This is a genomic window from Nocardia bovistercoris, assembly GCF_015674855.1.
Lineage (GTDB): Bacteria > Actinomycetota > Actinomycetes > Mycobacteriales > Mycobacteriaceae > Nocardia > Nocardia bovistercoris.
Window position 1 is genome coordinate 98473 of the sequence record NZ_JADMLG010000014.1, and the last position, 14961, is coordinate 113433.

A 14961-nucleotide genomic window follows, 5' to 3' on the forward strand; every position below is an offset into this window, starting at 1 on the left:
ACCGCGGCGGATTCAAGCGGGCTTGACGCTGACGAAGATCGCCGTGCCGGGGAACAGCGCGCCGCGCAGCGGACTCCACTGCCCCCATTCCTGCTCCAACCACTCCGGCCAGTCGGGTTCGACGATGTCCTCGAGGACCAGTCCCGCCGCGACGATCTCGCGAACCCGGTCGCCGACGGTGCGGTGGTGCTCGACGTAGGTCGGCGTGCCGTCGGCGTCCCGCTCGACATAGGGGGAGCGGTCGAAATAGGAGACCGTCGCGGTCAGGCCGCGCTCGCCGGGATCGTCGAGGAAGATCCACCGCATCGGGTGGTTCACCGAGAACACCCACCGCCCGCCCGGCCGCAACACCCGCGCGACCTCGCGCATGACTCGCGCGGAATCGGCGACGAACGGGATCGCGCCGAAGGACGAACAGGCCAGGTCGAAGCTCTCGTCCGCGAACGGCAGATCCTCCGCGCCCGCCTGGACCAGCGGCACCCGAGGCCCGCCCCGATCCATCACCGCCGCGCCGCGCGCGAGCATCGACCGCGAGAGATCGAGTCCGACCGGCAGCGCGCCGCGCGCGGCCAGCCATCGCGAACAGGGCGCCGAACCGCAGCCGACCTCGAGGACGCGGCGTCCGGCGACCTCGCCGAGCAAACCCATGTCGCCCTCGTGCAGGCCCTCGGGGCACCATACGAATTCACCGTCGGGGGTGTCGACGCCGAGGAACTCGGCGTGCTCGGCGTGGTACTGCGCCGCGTCGGCATCCCACCAGCTACGGCTGGCCTTCCGACTCGCGGCGGCATCGACCCGAGTTCGCGCGTGTGTGGCATCGAGGAGCAGGGCGTTTGCCTCGTGGAGGGGATCTTCCGACACGCGCCAAACCTTATCCCGGCGTGGCGGAGACGCCGGTTTGCCCGTCCCGACCAAGGTCGCGTACGCTGATTCAGCGAGTGCCTTCTGTACTGGCGTACCGATGTAAGCGGCACTGTGATCGACTCCAGGATCGGACACGATCGAGCGACGGTTACAGCGTACTCAGTAACAGAGCGCCCGCGCTGGGTTTCACGTGTGGTGAGTGCGGTACGTTCCTTAGGTCCGTCGTCGCATCGTCGCGGTGATCTCGCAGCGTACCGAAAGTTCCAATGTCCGCAACCGACCACAATCCGTCCGGAGCACACCGACACATGCCCACCACCGTCACCTCGCCGCAGGTAGCCGTCAACGACATCGGCTCCGCCGAGGACTTCCTCGCCGCCATCGACGCCACGATCAAGTACTTCAACGACGGCGACATCGTCGAAGGAACCATCGTCAAGGTCGATCGCGACGAGGTCCTGCTCGACATCGGTTACAAGACCGAAGGCGTCATCCCCTCCCGCGAACTCTCGATCAAACACGACGTCGACCCGAACGAGGTCGTTTCCGTGGGTGATGAGGTGGAGGCCCTCGTTCTCACCAAGGAGGACAAGGAAGGCCGCCTGATCCTGTCGAAGAAGCGGGCGCAGTACGAGCGCGCGTGGGGCACCATCGAGGAGCTCAAGGAGAAGGACGAGGCCGTCAAGGGCACCGTGATCGAGGTCGTCAAGGGCGGCCTGATCCTGGATATCGGTCTGCGTGGCTTCCTTCCCGCCTCGCTCGTCGAGATGCGCCGCGTCCGCGACCTCCAGCCGTACGTCGGCAAGGAGATCGAGGCCAAGATCATCGAGCTGGACAAGAACCGCAACAACGTGGTCCTGTCCCGCCGCGCCTGGCTGGAGCAGACCCAGTCCGAGGTGCGTTCGGAGTTCCTGCACCAGCTGCAGAAGGGCCAGGTCCGCAAGGGTGTGGTCTCCTCGATCGTCAACTTCGGCGCGTTCGTCGACCTCGGCGGCGTCGACGGTCTGGTGCACGTCTCGGAGCTGTCCTGGAAGCACATCGACCACCCGTCCGAGGTCGTCGAGGTGGGCAACGAGGTCACCGTCGAGGTGCTCGACGTCGACCTGGATCGCGAGCGGGTGTCCCTGTCGCTGAAGGCGACTCAGGAAGACCCGTGGCGTCAGTTCGCCCGCACCCACGCGATCGGGCAGATCGTGCCGGGCAAGGTCACCAAGCTGGTTCCCTTCGGCGCGTTCGTGCGCGTCGAGGAGGGCATCGAGGGTCTGGTGCACATCTCGGAGCTGGCCGAGCGCCACGTCGAGGTGCCGGACCAGGTCGTCGCCGTCGGCGACGACGCGATGGTCAAGGTCATCGACATCGACCTGGAGCGCCGCCGGATCTCGCTGTCGCTGAAGCAGGCGAACGAGGACTACCACGCCGAGTTCGACCCGTCGAAGTACGGCATGGCCGACAGCTACGACGAGCAGGGCAACTACATCTTCCCCGAGGGCTTCGACCCCGACACCAACGAGTGGCTCGACGGCTTCGACAAGCAGCGCGAAGAGTGGGAAGGCCGCTACGCGGAGGCGGAGCGTCGCCACAAGATGCACACCGCCCAGATGGAGAAGATGGCGGCCGACGCCGCGGCCGAGGCCGCCAACGGTGCGGGCGCGTCCAACTACTCCTCGGAGAGCGGTACGCAGTCCGCCTCGACCCAGGCCGAGCCCGCGGGCGGGTCGCTCGCCAGCGACGCCCAGCTCGCGGCACTGCGGGAGAAGCTCTCCGGCAACGCCTGATCGTTCGGAGCAGTACCCGAGGCCCCGGTCCCGAATGGGATCGGGGCCTCGCCTCGTACGAGGGCCCGGCTCTTGCGCCGGGTACCCTGAGCGGCGATGTCGGATGTCAGCGCGGAGTCCTCGACCGGCGTGTGGGAACGCAGGAAACTCGAGGCGATGAGTCGTATTCAGCGGGTCGCGCTCGACCTGTTCGAGGAGCACGGCTACCGCGCGGTGACGGTGGAGCGGATCGCGAATGTGGCCCGGACCTCGGCTAGTTCGGTGTATCGCTACTTCGGCACCAAGGAGATGCTCGTGCTCTACGACGAGCACGATCTGCGCCTGCTCGAGGAGATCGCGCGCGCGGGCGGTGGTGCGGTGGTGCGGCCCGCGGAGTTGATCGCGGCGGCGCGGGCGCTGGCCCCGGTCTTGATCGAGGCCTTGCTGACCCCGGAATCCGAACTGCGCCTGCGGCGTCGCATGCGTTATGTGACGACCATTCCGGAGATCGCCGACGCGCAGAGCAGGCAGATGCGCGAGACGCAGGGGCAGGTGCTCGCCCTTTTGCTCGCGCGCACCGGTCGCGCCCCGGACGATCTGCGGCTCGGGATGGCGGCGGCGATCGCCGTGTGGGGCACGGTCGCCGCCCTCGACCATTGGGCCGCGGGCGATTTCGCGCGCCCGCTCACCGAGGTCTACACCGAGACGATGGCGGCGGTCTTCGATGCCATCGAACGCATCATCGACTAGCCCGCCTTCGCGAGCGCAAGCGTGGCAGCCACCAGTTCCAGCGGCCGAACAGCTGCATGAACGCCGGAACCAACAGTAGGCGGACGAGTAGCGCGTCGATCGCGATGGCGACCGCGAGCGCGAAACCGATCTGCTGGAGTTCGAGGACGTCCGCGGTGACGAAGCTCGCGAACACCGCCACCATGATGGCGGCGGCCGCGGTGATCGGCCGCGCGGTGTGTCGCAATCCCTCGGCGACCGCGGCGGCATTGTCCCAGCTCTGCTCCCACGCCTCCCGCATCCGCCGGATGAGGAACACCTCGTAGTCCATCGACAGCCCGAACAGGACCGCGAAAACCAGCATGGGTAGGTAGATCTGGAGGAATCCGGTGCTGTGGAATCCGAGGACCGATTCGCCGATGCCGTATTGGAAGACCGCGACCGTGATGCCGAGCGCCGCCCCGGTGGCGAGCAGGTTCAACACGATCGCCTTGAGCGCGAGCACGACGCTGCGGAACGCGTAGATCAGGAATCCCAGCGAGACGGTGAGGACGAGGGCGATCACCAGCGGTAGACGATCGGTGATGCGGACCGAGACGTCGGCGAAGACGGCCGAGGTGCCGCCCACCCGGATCTCGGCGTCGCCTCCGACGCCATCGGCCGCGGTCCTGATGTCGTCGGTCAGCTCCGCGACGGCCGTCGAATCGAAGGCTTCGCGCGGGACGACCGTGGCGAGCACCCGGCCTTCGGAGTGTTGCGGCAGCACCCTGACCACGCGGTCGTCGTCGGCGAGATGCTCGATGAACGCCGAAACCCGCTGCCGGGTCGGCTCTCGCATCGACGTGTCGCCGGGACCGGTGGCCAGCACGGTGATCGGGGCGAGCAGTCCCGGCCCGAAATTCTGTTCGGTCAGCTGCGCGGCGCGCCCGCTCGGGCGTTCGCCGAGCGCGCCGACACCCATATCGATGCCGTAGTCGATGGTGGCGATCGGCAGTGCCGCCGCGACCAGCGCCGCGACGCCGAGTGTGCCGAACAGCACAGGTTTGCCCATGACGAGTCGGGCCCAGCGAGCCCATCCGCCGTGCGCGCGTGTGGATCCAGGAGCCGGGGGACGCAGTCGGGCGGGTAGCGCACCGCGGTGCACGGCCGGTCCGAGGGTCGCGAGCAGCGCGGGCAAGAGGGTGAAGGCGGCGGTGAGGGTGGCCAGTACCGCGGTGACCACGCCGATGGCGATGCCGGTCAGCATGGCCAGTCCCACCGCCGCCAGTGAGCACAGCGAGATCATGACGATCAGGCCCGAGGCGAGCACCGTGCGCCCGGCCGTGTCGAGAGCGGTCGCCAGGGCGGCCTCGATTCCTTCCCGGTCGTCGCGCCGGGTGACGCCGCGCCGGTTCAGTTCCTCGGTGAACCGGCTGACGACGAACATCGCGTAGTCGATGGCGGTGCCGGTGGCGATCATGGTGGCCACCGAGAGCACCAGCGAGTCGAAGGTCAGGAAGGTGGTGAGTCCGAACAGTACGCCGACACCGGCGGCGATGCCCGCGGCGGTGACCGCGATCGGGAGCGTGGCGGCCGCGAGCGCGCCGAGCGCGAGGACGAGCACCGCGGCCGCGACCGGAATGCCGATGGTCTCGGCGCGCTGCATATCCGCGGTTTCGATGGCCATGAGGTCGGCCTGGATCGGCGCGTATCCGGTCATGACGGCCTCGACATCGGGTTCGGCGGCCCGCGCGAGCGCCGCGCGCAGGTCTTCGGCGACCGCGACCCGCCGCGCCATGGCGCCATCGATGCCGACGATGGCGAAGGCGGTGTGCCGGTCGGCGGAGATCTGTATCGAGGACATGCCCTCGTACGGGCCGATCGCGCCCGCGACGCCGTCGGTGGCGCGCACCGCCGACAGTGCGCGGTCGACGGCGGCGCGGAATTCCGGTGAGTCCGCGCCGCGGCGTTCGGAGTGGAAGACGAGCAGGTCCTGTTCGGCGCCGAAGCGGGAGAAGTGTTCGGCCGCGAGTTGTTCCACGCGAGCCGAATCCGATTCGGGGACGGTGTAATCGGGCGCGCCGAGACGGTCGTGCAAGGCCGGGTAGGCCGCGCCGCAACCGATGGCGACGAGCAGCCAGGTCAGCAGGACGACCCCGCGGTGGCGGACGATGAATCGGCCCCACCGGCCGAGCGGGCCCGGTCGGCGGGCATCCCGCGGTCGTTCGGCGGTGGCGCGCGTGGTCATGGTCCCTCCCGATGGCATACCTGAAAGTCACTATCAGATATGTCGCTCAGTGTAGGAAGCTCGACGCGCCGTACGCAAGAGGCAGGGTGAATCGGTCGCCCGGCATTCGCTCGGCGGTCGCGAAATCGTTTCGGGCCGAGCGGAATCGCCGGTAGTCTCCCCGTGCATGGGGACCGATTCGGCCAAGAACACCTATCTCGACCAGGTCGTGGCGCAGCAAGCCGCGCTCGAGGACGACCTGCGCACCCGCAAACCCGCGGCGGCGTCCTTCGGCGCGCCGCCTCCGCCCGGCGCGCCCGCGCCGCGCGGCGCCATCGCCAAGCGGGCCGAACGGGTCGGGGTGGCGCCGCAGGGGTCGGGTCCGGGGCCGGTCGAGGTCAGGATCACCGGATTCTGGCGGTGGCGCACCGTGCTGGTGCCGCCGAACGCGTTCGTGGTGCACACCAGGCGCGGGCGCGGCGAACCGGTGCACATCGGGCTCGGTGTGTCGTTCCGGTTCGACCCGGCCACCGATTCCTTCCTCGTCGTCCCCGGCGCCATGCAGACCATCCTCATCAACGCCTACTGCATCTGCCGCGAACTCCAGGGCGTGCTCGTACAGGGCTACGTGCAGTGGATCATCGAGGATTTCGCCACCGCCTACCGCAAACTCGACTTCTCCGACGCCGAGGATCCGATGCGGCTGGTCAACATCCAGTTGCGCGAACAGGCCGAGGCTGCCATCAAGGACAAGGTCTCCACCATGGGGATGCGCGATGTCCTCAGCGACAAACAGCCCATCATCGAGGAGTTGACGGCGCGGTTGCGGGCGGTCGCGGAGGGAACAGGTTCGGGCGCCGACGGTGACCGCGGGCTCGGCCTGCGCATCGTCACCGTCCAGATCAAGGAAGCGGTGGTCAGCTCCTCCACCCTGTGGGAGAACCTGCAGAAGCCATACCGCAGCGAGCAGGGCCAGATCGCGCGACTCGCGGAACTGTCCGCGCAGGAAGTGATCTCGGCCAGGGAGACGGCGGCGCACCGCGCTTCCGAGGAGCGGCGCATCGAGAACGACCGCGAACTCGCCGAACTCCGCGCCCGCCACGAAGCCTCCACCTTCGACCGCGAAACCGCCGAACAGTTGCGCCGCACCACCCGCGAACACGACGACCAGCGCCAGGTCGCCGACCTCGCCAACGAGACCGCGCTGCACGCGCTGCGCCTGGAACGCGAACAGCACGCCGAACAGGCCGAGAACCAGCGCCGCCGCCAGGAACTGAAGCAACAGGAACTCGACGCCGAACTGGCACTCACCCTGGCCAGACTGCGCGCCGAACACGAAGGCGAACTACTCACCCTTGACCGCGACCAGCGCCGCGTCGACACCGCGAACACCCAGAGCGCCGCGAACATCCAAGCCAGACTGGTCGATTCCCTCCCCGAAGTGGTCTCCCACCTGCCCGCCCCCGCCGAACTCAGAACCTACCAACTCGGCGGCGACGTCTCCGGCCTGACCACCCTGCTCACCCAACTCGGCGGCGTACTCGACGCCTGGACCACCCGCCCCCCGACACCCCGCGACGACATCTGACTCCGCCCGCCCACCGGTTTCCTCAGGCCAGCCCGTTGCGCACCGCGTAGACGGCGAGCAGGACCCGGTTGCGCGCACCGGTTTTCGTCATGGCCGTCGCCAGGTAGGACTTGACCGTTGTGATGCCGAGGTGCAGGGCGACGGCAATCTCCTGGTTGGTGGCGCCGGACCCGACCAGGCGCACCACCTCCCGTTCGCGCGGGGTGAGGGCGGCCGCGGATTCGTCGGCGGTGTCACGGTCGCCGGTGGCGCGGCGCACCACCCGACGCAGGACATCGGGGCCGAACGGACTGTCGCCCGCGGCGGCGCGGCGGATGGCGTCGAGGATGCGCGGCGGACTCGAATCCTTGCCGAGGAAGCCGCAGGCGCCCGCGCGCAAGGCGGGGAAGAGATGTTCGTCGTCGTCGAAGGTGGTCAGGACGACGACCTTGGTCCGCGGTGCGGAGTCGGTGATGCGCCGGGTCGCCTCGATGCCGTCGACGCCGGGCATGCGCAGGTCCATCAATACCACCGACGGCCGCTCGGCCAGCGTCCGGCGCACCGCGCTCGCGCCGCAGGACGCCTCGCCGACGACCTCGATGTCGTCGGCGCTGTCGCACAACATGCGCAGGCCGGAACGGACGAGCGCCTGATCGTCGACGAGCAGCACCCGGATCATCGGCGCGCCCTCGGCGGCACCACAGCGCGCACCCGCCACCCCGCGCCGTGCGGCCCGTGTTCGACGGTGCCGCCGATGGTGTCCAGGCGTTCCCGCATGCCGAGCAGGCCGTGTCCGCCCGGCCGGGCGCGCCGCGCGGTCCTTCGGTCGTTGTCGACGGTCACCGTGGCGGCGCCGCCCGCGTCGACCTCGATGTCGAGTCGCACCTTCGAGCCGTCGCCGGAGTGTTTGACGGCATTGGTGATCGCCTCCTGCGCGGTGCGGTAGAGCACGAGTCCGCGGACGCCGTCCAGCGCCGCGACGGCGGGATCGATACGACCGTCGACGGCGAGTCCGGCGTCGGCCGCCGAGGCCAGCAGGTCGGCCAGCATCGCCGGGAGCGCCGTGCGGTTCTCGACCGGTGCGGAACCCACCGCGCCGCCGCCGCTTTCGTCGCGTAGGACGTGCAGCAGGTCGTGCAGATCGCGCAACGCGGTGTCGGCGGCGGCGTGCACGTCGGCGAGCAGGCGGGCGACCTCCGCGTCGCCGAGTCGGGGCACGTGGCGCGCCGTGCCGACCCTGACCATGATGGCGGAGACGTGGTGTGCCACCACATCGTGCAGGTCACGGGCGATGCTCTCGCGTTCGGCCCGGCGCGCCGCCGCGGCGCGCAGATCCGCGTTCGCCTCGGCGTCGGCCGCGCGTCGGCGCAGCGCGGCGATCTGCGCGCCCGCGAGCAGGGGAGCCGCCACCAGCAGCGCGAGCCGGTACGGCAGCGGCGCCGCATCGTCGGCCGCCCACAACTCGATGCCGACATAGCAGGCGGAAAGTGCGGTGGCGCAGGCGATCTGATCCCGGGGCGGCCGTCGCAACCCGACCTCGAACAGCGCGAGCGCCGCCCACACCTTCACCCCGAGGCCCGCCGACTGCCCGAAAGCGTGGGCGCACACCAGCGCCGCCGTCTGCCCGCAGAGCGCGACCACCGGCCACCGGCTACCCGCCACGACCAACACGCCCGTGACCACCGCCAGTGCCGCGTCAACGCCGTTGCCGTCGCGGGCGAGCACATATCCGAGACCCACCGGAACCGCGAGCGACCGGAGGGCCGCCTGCGCGAGCGGCGTAGCGATCATCCCGGAAGGCCGGGCGGCATCCGCATCGCGGCGCCGCCGAAGGGGCCGCCGCCGACCAGGACGGTGGACCCGGTCATGTAGCCGAAATCGTCGGAGCACAGGCCGAGGATGGCACGGGCGATCTCCTCTGGCGTCGCCATCCGGCCGAGACCGGCGACATTGAGCGGTCCCCACGCGTCGCGGAAGGCGTGCCACAACGGGTCGGGCAGTCCGTCCGGGCGGACCAGCGCCGTGTCCGTGGTGCCGGGCGCGATCGCGTTCACGCGAATCCCCTGTGCGCCGTAGTCCATCGATGCCGCGGCCACCATCGCTTGCAGCGCGGTCTTGCTCGCGCTGTAGGCGACGCCGCCCGGGCGCCGCGACTGCGACGTGGTGCACAGCACGACCCCGCCGCCGGACCGGAGCATCAGCGGCACTTCGTATTTGAGCGCGAGGAACGCACCGCGCACATTGGTGTCGAAGACGTCGTCGAATTCCGCCACCGGCATCTCGTGCGCGGCGCCGGTCCTGGAGATGCCCGCGTTGTTGACGGCGATGTCGAGGCGCCCGAACCGGTGGTCGACCTCGGCGAGCAACTGCTCCACCTCCGCGGCGACCCTGACATCGGTGCGCACGTACACCGATCCGGGCAGCGACCGTTCGATCTCGCGGCCGAGATGCGCGCGGCGACCGCAGAACACGACCGAGGCGCCCTCCGCCGCGAACGCGCGTGCCGTTGCCGCGCCGATGCCCGAGGTCGCGCCGGTGACCAGTACGACCTTGTCCGCGTAGCGGGCGCCGGGCGCGGCGGCGGGCAGCGGCGCGGTCGGCGGGTGGGTGAGGTAGGCGGGCAGGGTGGTGGCCGCGGTCACGGCGGCGGCGCCGGTCGCGGCGGCCGCGAGTCCGACGAAGACGCGGCGGGATCGGCGGGGCGCGATGGCCGACTCGTCGGGATCGGCCGCGGTTGGGGTGTCGGCGGCGGGGGTGTCCGCGTTGGTGGTGGCATCGACTCGCTCGTCGTTCATGACCCGATGGTCACCTGTCGCGGTCGCGCTCCGGTACCTTCTTTCGGCCGCTGTCGTCCCTTTCGGCCGCTGTCGCCCGCGGCGAGGTGTTCATCGACCGGGCGCGCGGGCGGTCAGGGTTTCGGTGTGCCGTAGGTGGTGACGAATCGGTCGCGCACGTAGGTGAGTTCGCGGGCCAGGTCGTAGCCTTCGGGGATGACCGCCCACTGGTAGGCGAGGCCGAAGACCGTGGAGCTGATGTCGTTCACGGCGCGGTCGAGGTCGATGTCGGGGCGCACCGATCCGTCGGCCAGGCCCGTGCGCAGGGCCGAGGCGACCTTGGCTTTGCCGTCGCGGATGTTGCGGCGCACGCGATCGCGCAGGGCCGAGGTGGTTTTCGCGCCTTCGAAGGTGGCAAGGAACATCGCGCGCAGGAAGTCGGCGTTCTCGTGGTAGAGCCGTTCGACGTGGTCGAAGTGGGCTAGGGCCTGGTCGAGGCCGGTGGTGTCCGGGTCGAGGTCGGGGGTGAGTCGGCGCACGTAGTCGTGGTCGAAGAAGGCGTCGAGGATGGCGTCCTTGCTGCCGAAGCGCGCGTGCACCATGGCGCGGCTGTAGCCTGCCCGGCGGCCGATCTCGGCGGCCGTCGTCGCTTCCCACCCTTTTTCGGCGATGAGTTCGGCGGCGGCCTCGACCAGTCGCCGGTGGGAGAGCTCGACGCGCTGCGGTTGGGTGAGGCCCTGGGCGGGGGATGGCACCATTGCATATTAGACAGTGAACAACTAACTTGCTTGTGGACTGTAAAATATCCCACAAGGAAGTGGCCAAGGTGACGTCAGCCACAACTCCGATCCCCGCTACCGTCGCCGATCTGGACGCGCGGTGGCTCACTTCGGTCCTGCGCGAGCACGACGGAATCGCCGACACGGCACGGGTGCTCGACCTGCGCGCCGAACGCATCGCCGAGGACACCGGTTTCTCCTCGGTGCTGTACCGCCTGCATCTCACCGGCGTCGACGTGCCCGCGAGCGTGATCGCGAAACTGCCCGCGACCAACGAGGCCCGCGGCGCCATGCAGATGCTCGGCGGGTATGCCCGCGAGATCGCCTTCTATCGCGACATCGTCGGCCGCGCCCCGATGAACACCGCGCGCGTGTACGCCGCACGCATCGATGACGAGACCGGCGATTTCGTGCTGATCCTGGAGGATCTGCGCGACTGGGACAACGCCGACCACCTCGCGGGCCTGTCCCTGGGCCGGACCCGGCGCTGCCTCGCCGAACTCGCCGGACTGCACGCCTGGTCCGCCGAGCACGCCGACGCGCTCGAGCGGTTCCCGAGCTTCGACATCCCGATGACCCGCGAGATCATGCCGTCGGTGTTCGCGGCGGGCTGGCAGGTCTACCGCAAGCAGACCACCCGGCCGATACCGCCGGTCGTCGCGGCGCACGCCGAGCGCTTCGTGGAACGCTCGGCGGTCGCGGTGCCGGAGCTGGCCCGTCGATCGACGCTCGTGCACGGCGACATCCGCGCCGACAACATGTTCTTCGACGGCGACGACCTCAAGATCGTCGACTTCCAGATGGCGGCGCGCGGCGCGGGCGCGGTCGACGTCGCCTACCTGCTGAGTCAGGGACTGACCACGGCGGATCGGTCCGGCCGCGACGAAGCCCTGCTCCGCGAATACCTCGACGCCCTGGCCGCGCACGGCATGCGCGACTACACCTTCGACGAGGCGTGGCGGCACTACCGCCTGGCGGCCGCCTACATGATCGTGCTCCCGGTCGCGATCCTCATCAGCTGGGACAGCCTGGGGTCGCGGTCCCGCGACCTGTGCGTCACGCTCGCCGACCGAGCGGTCGCCACCATCGACGAAATCGACGCGACGGAGGTCTTCGCATGACCGTGCCGACCCGCTCGGCCCGCGAGGTGGTCGAGCTCTACAACCTGGTGGTCTGGAACGAACACGACCTGGCGCTGGCCGAGGAGCTCTTCGCCGACACCGTGGTGCGGCACGAGGTCGGCGAGGCGCGCACGCTCACCCACGCCGAGGCGGTGCAGCGCGTCGCCGACACCTCGGCGATGTTCGAGAAGCTGCGTTTCGACCTGAACGTCGTCGTCGCGGGCAAGGACGACGAGCACGTCGCGATCGTCTACGACTCGACCATCACCAACAAGGACGGTTCGGAGGTGGCGATCGGGAGCATCGAGGTTTTCCGCGTGGTCGACGGCCGCATCACCGAGGTCTGGAACTGCGGATACGGACAAGGAGTCTGGCAATGACCGAACGAGTACTCGACGAGCTGGGGTACTACCTGCTGGCGGGCGCGGGAGGTGAAGGCCCCGCCGCGCTGCCGAGGGAGGCCAGGCGCGGTGAAGAACTCGGCTTCGGCACCGCGTTCATCTCCGAGCGCTGGAACGTCAAGGAGGCGTCCTCGCTGGTCGGCGCCGCCTGCGCGGTGACCGAGCGCATGCGGATCGCCACCGCGGCGACCAATCACAACACCCGCCATCCACTGATCACCGGATCGTGGGCGACCACCATGCACCGGCTGTCCGGCGGCCGGTTCACCCTCGGCATCGGGCGCGGCGTCGCGGCCATGTACGCGGCGTTCGGGGTGCCCGCGGTGACCACCGCGCAGATGGAGGATTTCGCGCAGGTCATGCGCAAACTGTGGCAGGGGCAGGTGATCCTGAACCACGACGGGCCGATCGGCAAATACCAGGTCCTGTTCCTCGATCCCGATTTCCGCGAGGACATCCGGCTCGGCATCGTCGCGTTCGGGCCGCAGACCCTGGCGCTCGGCGGTCGCGAATTCGATGATGTCATCCTGCACACCTACTTCACGCCCGAGACCTTGAGCCGCGCGGTCACCACCGTCAAGGAGGCCGCGGAGAAGGCGGGCCGCGATCCCGACAAGGTGAAGGTGTGGTCGTGTTTCGCGACCGTCGGCGACCACCTGCCCGAGGAGTTGCGGCTGAAGAAGACGGTCGCGCGCCTGGCCACCTACCTCCAGGGCTACGGCGATCTGCTGGTCAACACCAACGGCTGGGATCCCGCGGTGCTGCGCCGGTTCCGGGAGGATCCGGTGGTGCTTTCGGTGCCGGGCGGCATCGACCACAAGGCGACCGCCGAGCAGATCGAGCACATCGCGGGCCTCATCCCCGACGAATGGCTCGAACCGTCGGCGACCGGTTCGGCGAGCCAGTGCGTCGACCGCATTCGCAAGGAGTTCGACTACGGCGCGGACGCGGTCATCATGCACGGCTGCACGCCCGACGAACTCGAGCCGGTCGTGGCCGAATACCGGATCGCCACCGGGGGCTGATCACGTGGAGTAGGCCCGACTCGGTGGAGTCGGGCCTACGTCCGAATGCGTGACGCGGGAATTCGGGTGACTCAGCTCGCGGTCGCGGGAACCCAGTGCACGGCGGCGACGGTGGAACGTTTTCGCATGGCGGCGAAACTATGTCGGGCCGGGCTGATCAATGCGGTGAACCATGAGCGGCGATGCTCGGCGAGCGCGGCCGCGACAGCGGGGATACGGATGCAGTGCACGCCTCCCGCCATACCCAGGCGGTGGCGACCCGACTGGTTGATTCTGGTACCCAATGATGTTCCTTTGCTAGCTGGTTCTGGCCTGGATCGCCTCGGCGAAGATTAGCCGAAGAAACGGGCGCGGCAGCGTATTTTGCGCCGGCAATTGACCCGGCGTGTCGGAAAGATTTGTCCGGCGCGCCGCATCGCACCGGAAATGTTGCGAATCGGTCTCGGCGTCGTCACGGATCGGGCAAAGGCGGCGGTGCGGGGTGAATTTCGGGTCGGCAGTGGGTAATCGAGTGATTCTGCGCGCTCGACGGCCCGCGCCGGGTGCGGCGCGCCGGAATGCGAGACTGGGAGCATGTTGCGGATCGGCCTCACCGGAGGCATGGGAGCTGGCAAGTCGACGGTGGCGCGGATACTGGCCGAACACGGGGCGGTGATCATCGACGCGGACGCGATCGCCAGGGAAGTGGTCGCGCCCGGCACCGAAGGACTGGCCGCGCTGGCGGCGGCCTTCGGCCCGGAGATCCTCGCCGAGGACGGCAGCCTCGACCGACCGGCGCTCGCGGCCCGCGCCTTCGCCGACGACGAATCGCGCAAGACCCTGAATTCGATCACCCACCCGCTGGTCGGAAAACGCACCGCGGAATTACTCGACGCGGCCGCGCCGGACGCGATTGTCGTGCAGGACATTCCCTTGCTGGTCGAAGGCAATATGGCGCCGTGGATGAATTTGGTGCTCGTCGTCGACGTGGACGCCGAAACTCGAATTCGCCGACTGGTGGAATTCCGCGGCGTCCCCGAGGCCGACGCCCGCGCCCGCATCTCGGCCCAGGCCACCGACGAACAGCGCCGCGCCGTGGCCGACGTGCTGCTGGACAACAGCGGCCCCGACGGCGCGCTGGCGCCGGTGGTGCACCAACTGTGGGAACAGCGCCTGGTCCCGTTCGAACACAATCTACGCACCGGAAAGGCGGCCCCCGCCCCCTCGGACGCGCCGACGACCGATCCCGAACGCCCCGCCGAGGCACAGCGCCTCATCGCCCGCCTACGAGCCGCGTGCGGCGCGCACGCGAAATCCGTCGACCACATCGGCGACACCGCGGTCCCGGAAATACCCGCCCCGGCGGTGCTCGAATTCCAGATCACCGTCACCGACCCGGCCGCGGCGCGCGAAGTGGGCGCGGCGCTCGGCGGCGCGGGATTCCCGGTCCGCGACGACGTGCCCGCGCCGGATCCCGACGACCTGCTCGGAGCCGAGGCCGTCCACGGCAACGCCGACCCCGGCCGCCCGGCCACCGTATACGTGCGCGTCGACGGCGCACCCGCACAAACCTTCGCCCTCGCCGCACGCGATCTTCTACGCTCCGACGCCGAGGTACGCGCGGACTACCTCGCGGTCCGGGCGGAAGCGGCGGCGAAGGCGGCGAGCGCGGAGCCCGAGGACGCGGGTCGAACCGCCGCGAGCGTGCTCCGCCCGTGGCTGGAGGAGCTCGCCCGACGCCTTGGCGCCTGAGTCGGCGGGT

The 14961-nt window shown here is 69.6% G+C and carries 14 protein-coding genes; 7 read left to right on the forward strand and 7 right to left on the reverse strand.

Features of this window, described 5'->3' with window-relative positions:
- Nucleotides 1-12 precede the first annotated feature (12 nt).
- Complete coding sequence (locus IT779_RS28595; protein ID WP_196152547.1) at nt 13-861, reverse strand: class I SAM-dependent methyltransferase; 849 nt, start codon at nt 859-861, stop codon at nt 13-15.
- Nucleotides 862-1172: 311 nt separating this feature from the next.
- On the opposite strand from IT779_RS28595, the gene rpsA reads away from it, so the two are divergent.
- Nucleotides 1173-2639, forward strand: coding sequence for a 30S ribosomal protein S1 (rpsA, locus tag IT779_RS28600; RefSeq protein ID WP_196152548.1), 1467 nt, complete (start codon nt 1173-1175; stop codon nt 2637-2639).
- Between the two features lie 96 nt (nt 2640-2735).
- Nucleotides 2736-3368: a TetR/AcrR family transcriptional regulator gene (locus IT779_RS28605; protein ID WP_196152549.1), complete on the forward strand. Its 633-nt coding sequence runs from the start codon at nt 2736-2738 to the stop codon at nt 3366-3368.
- Here IT779_RS28605 and IT779_RS28610 read toward each other — a convergent pair.
- Nucleotides 3358-5574, reverse strand: coding sequence for an MMPL family transporter (locus IT779_RS28610; protein ID WP_196152550.1), 2217 nt, complete (start codon nt 5572-5574; stop codon nt 3358-3360). The two genes, IT779_RS28605 and IT779_RS28610, sit on opposite strands and share 11 nt — an antisense overlap.
- Nucleotides 5575-5740: 166 nt before the next feature.
- On the opposite strand from IT779_RS28610, the gene IT779_RS28615 reads away from it, so the two are divergent.
- The gene (locus IT779_RS28615; RefSeq protein ID WP_196152551.1) at nt 5741-7141 is read left to right on the forward strand and encodes an SPFH domain-containing protein; all 1401 of its coding nucleotides are present in this window, start codon (nt 5741-5743) and stop codon (nt 7139-7141) included.
- A 22-nt stretch (nt 7142-7163) separates the two neighbouring features.
- Here IT779_RS28615 and IT779_RS28620 read toward each other — a convergent pair whose 3' ends face one another.
- The 4 genes from IT779_RS28620 to IT779_RS28635 all read right to left on the reverse strand — a co-directional run bounded on the left by IT779_RS28620 (nt 7164) and on the right by IT779_RS28635 (nt 10652).
- Nucleotides 7164-7799 carry a response regulator transcription factor gene (locus IT779_RS28620; protein WP_196152552.1) on the reverse strand — a complete coding sequence of 212 codons (636 nt, stop codon included), beginning with the start codon at nt 7797-7799 and terminating at the stop codon, nt 7164-7166.
- Nucleotides 7796-8911, reverse strand: coding sequence for a sensor histidine kinase (locus IT779_RS28625; RefSeq protein WP_196152553.1), 1116 nt, complete (start codon nt 8909-8911; stop codon nt 7796-7798). The genes IT779_RS28620 and IT779_RS28625 overlap by 4 nt, the downstream gene beginning before the upstream one ends.
- The gene (locus IT779_RS28630; protein ID WP_196152554.1) at nt 8908-9915 is read right to left on the reverse strand and encodes an SDR family NAD(P)-dependent oxidoreductase; all 1008 of its coding nucleotides are present in this window, start codon (nt 9913-9915) and stop codon (nt 8908-8910) included. Before IT779_RS28630 ends, IT779_RS28625 begins: the two co-directional genes overlap by 4 nt.
- 113 nt (nt 9916-10028) lie before the next feature.
- A complete protein-coding gene (locus IT779_RS28635; RefSeq protein WP_196152555.1) occupies nt 10029-10652 on the reverse strand; it encodes a TetR/AcrR family transcriptional regulator in 624 nt (207 codons plus the stop codon).
- Nucleotides 10653-10720: 68 nt separating this feature from the next.
- Here IT779_RS28635 and IT779_RS28640 point away from each other — a divergent pair, with 68 nt between their 5' ends.
- Genes IT779_RS28640 through IT779_RS28650 form a run of 3 tightly spaced genes read left to right on the forward strand, consistent with a single transcriptional unit; the run spans nt 10721 to nt 13220 of the window.
- Nucleotides 10721-11794: a phosphotransferase gene (locus tag IT779_RS28640; protein WP_196152556.1), complete on the forward strand. Its 1074-nt coding sequence runs from the start codon at nt 10721-10723 to the stop codon at nt 11792-11794.
- Nucleotides 11791-12174 carry a nuclear transport factor 2 family protein gene (locus IT779_RS28645; protein WP_196152557.1) on the forward strand — a complete coding sequence of 128 codons (384 nt, stop codon included), beginning with the start codon at nt 11791-11793 and terminating at the stop codon, nt 12172-12174. The genes IT779_RS28640 and IT779_RS28645 overlap by 4 nt, the downstream gene beginning before the upstream one ends.
- The gene (locus tag IT779_RS28650) at nt 12171-13220 is read left to right on the forward strand and encodes a TIGR03857 family LLM class F420-dependent oxidoreductase (protein ID WP_196152558.1); all 1050 of its coding nucleotides are present in this window, start codon (nt 12171-12173) and stop codon (nt 13218-13220) included. The genes IT779_RS28645 and IT779_RS28650 overlap by 4 nt, the downstream gene beginning before the upstream one ends.
- Before the next feature lie 71 nt (nt 13221-13291).
- Here IT779_RS28650 and IT779_RS28655 read toward each other — a convergent pair whose 3' ends face one another.
- Nucleotides 13292-13504: a hypothetical protein gene (locus tag IT779_RS28655; protein WP_196152648.1), complete on the reverse strand. Its 213-nt coding sequence runs from the start codon at nt 13502-13504 to the stop codon at nt 13292-13294.
- A 289-nt stretch (nt 13505-13793) separates the two neighbouring features.
- On the opposite strand from IT779_RS28655, the gene coaE reads away from it, so the two are divergent.
- Complete coding sequence (gene coaE, locus IT779_RS28660) at nt 13794-14951, forward strand: dephospho-CoA kinase (protein WP_196152559.1); 1158 nt, start codon at nt 13794-13796, stop codon at nt 14949-14951.
- The last annotated feature ends 10 nt before the right edge of the window (nt 14952-14961 follow it).

What these genes read in the sequence shown, in the direction of transcription:
- IT779_RS28650 (WP_196152558.1), top strand. Translation starts at nt 12,171, where the DNA reads ATGACCGAACGAGTACTCGACGAGCTGGGGTACTACCTGCTGGCGGGC.
- IT779_RS28610 (WP_196152550.1), bottom strand. Translation starts at nt 5,574, where the DNA reads ATGACCACGCGCGCCACCGCCGAACGACCGCGGGATGCCCGCCGACCG.
- coaE (WP_196152559.1), top strand. Translation starts at nt 13,794, where the DNA reads ATGTTGCGGATCGGCCTCACCGGAGGCATGGGAGCTGGCAAGTCGACG.
- IT779_RS28620 (WP_196152552.1), bottom strand. Translation starts at nt 7,799, where the DNA reads ATGATCCGGGTGCTGCTCGTCGACGATCAGGCGCTCGTCCGTTCCGGC.
- IT779_RS28630 (WP_196152554.1), bottom strand. Translation starts at nt 9,915, where the DNA reads ATGAACGACGAGCGAGTCGATGCCACCACCAACGCGGACACCCCCGCC.
- IT779_RS28635 (WP_196152555.1), bottom strand. Translation starts at nt 10,652, where the DNA reads ATGGTGCCATCCCCCGCCCAGGGCCTCACCCAACCGCAGCGCGTCGAG.
- rpsA (WP_196152548.1), top strand. Translation starts at nt 1,173, where the DNA reads ATGCCCACCACCGTCACCTCGCCGCAGGTAGCCGTCAACGACATCGGC.
- IT779_RS28625 (WP_196152553.1), bottom strand. Translation starts at nt 8,911, where the DNA reads ATGATCGCTACGCCGCTCGCGCAGGCGGCCCTCCGGTCGCTCGCGGTT.
- IT779_RS28605 (WP_196152549.1), top strand. Translation starts at nt 2,736, where the DNA reads ATGTCGGATGTCAGCGCGGAGTCCTCGACCGGCGTGTGGGAACGCAGG.
- IT779_RS28615 (WP_196152551.1), top strand. Translation starts at nt 5,741, where the DNA reads ATGGGGACCGATTCGGCCAAGAACACCTATCTCGACCAGGTCGTGGCG.
- IT779_RS28645 (WP_196152557.1), top strand. Translation starts at nt 11,791, where the DNA reads ATGACCGTGCCGACCCGCTCGGCCCGCGAGGTGGTCGAGCTCTACAAC.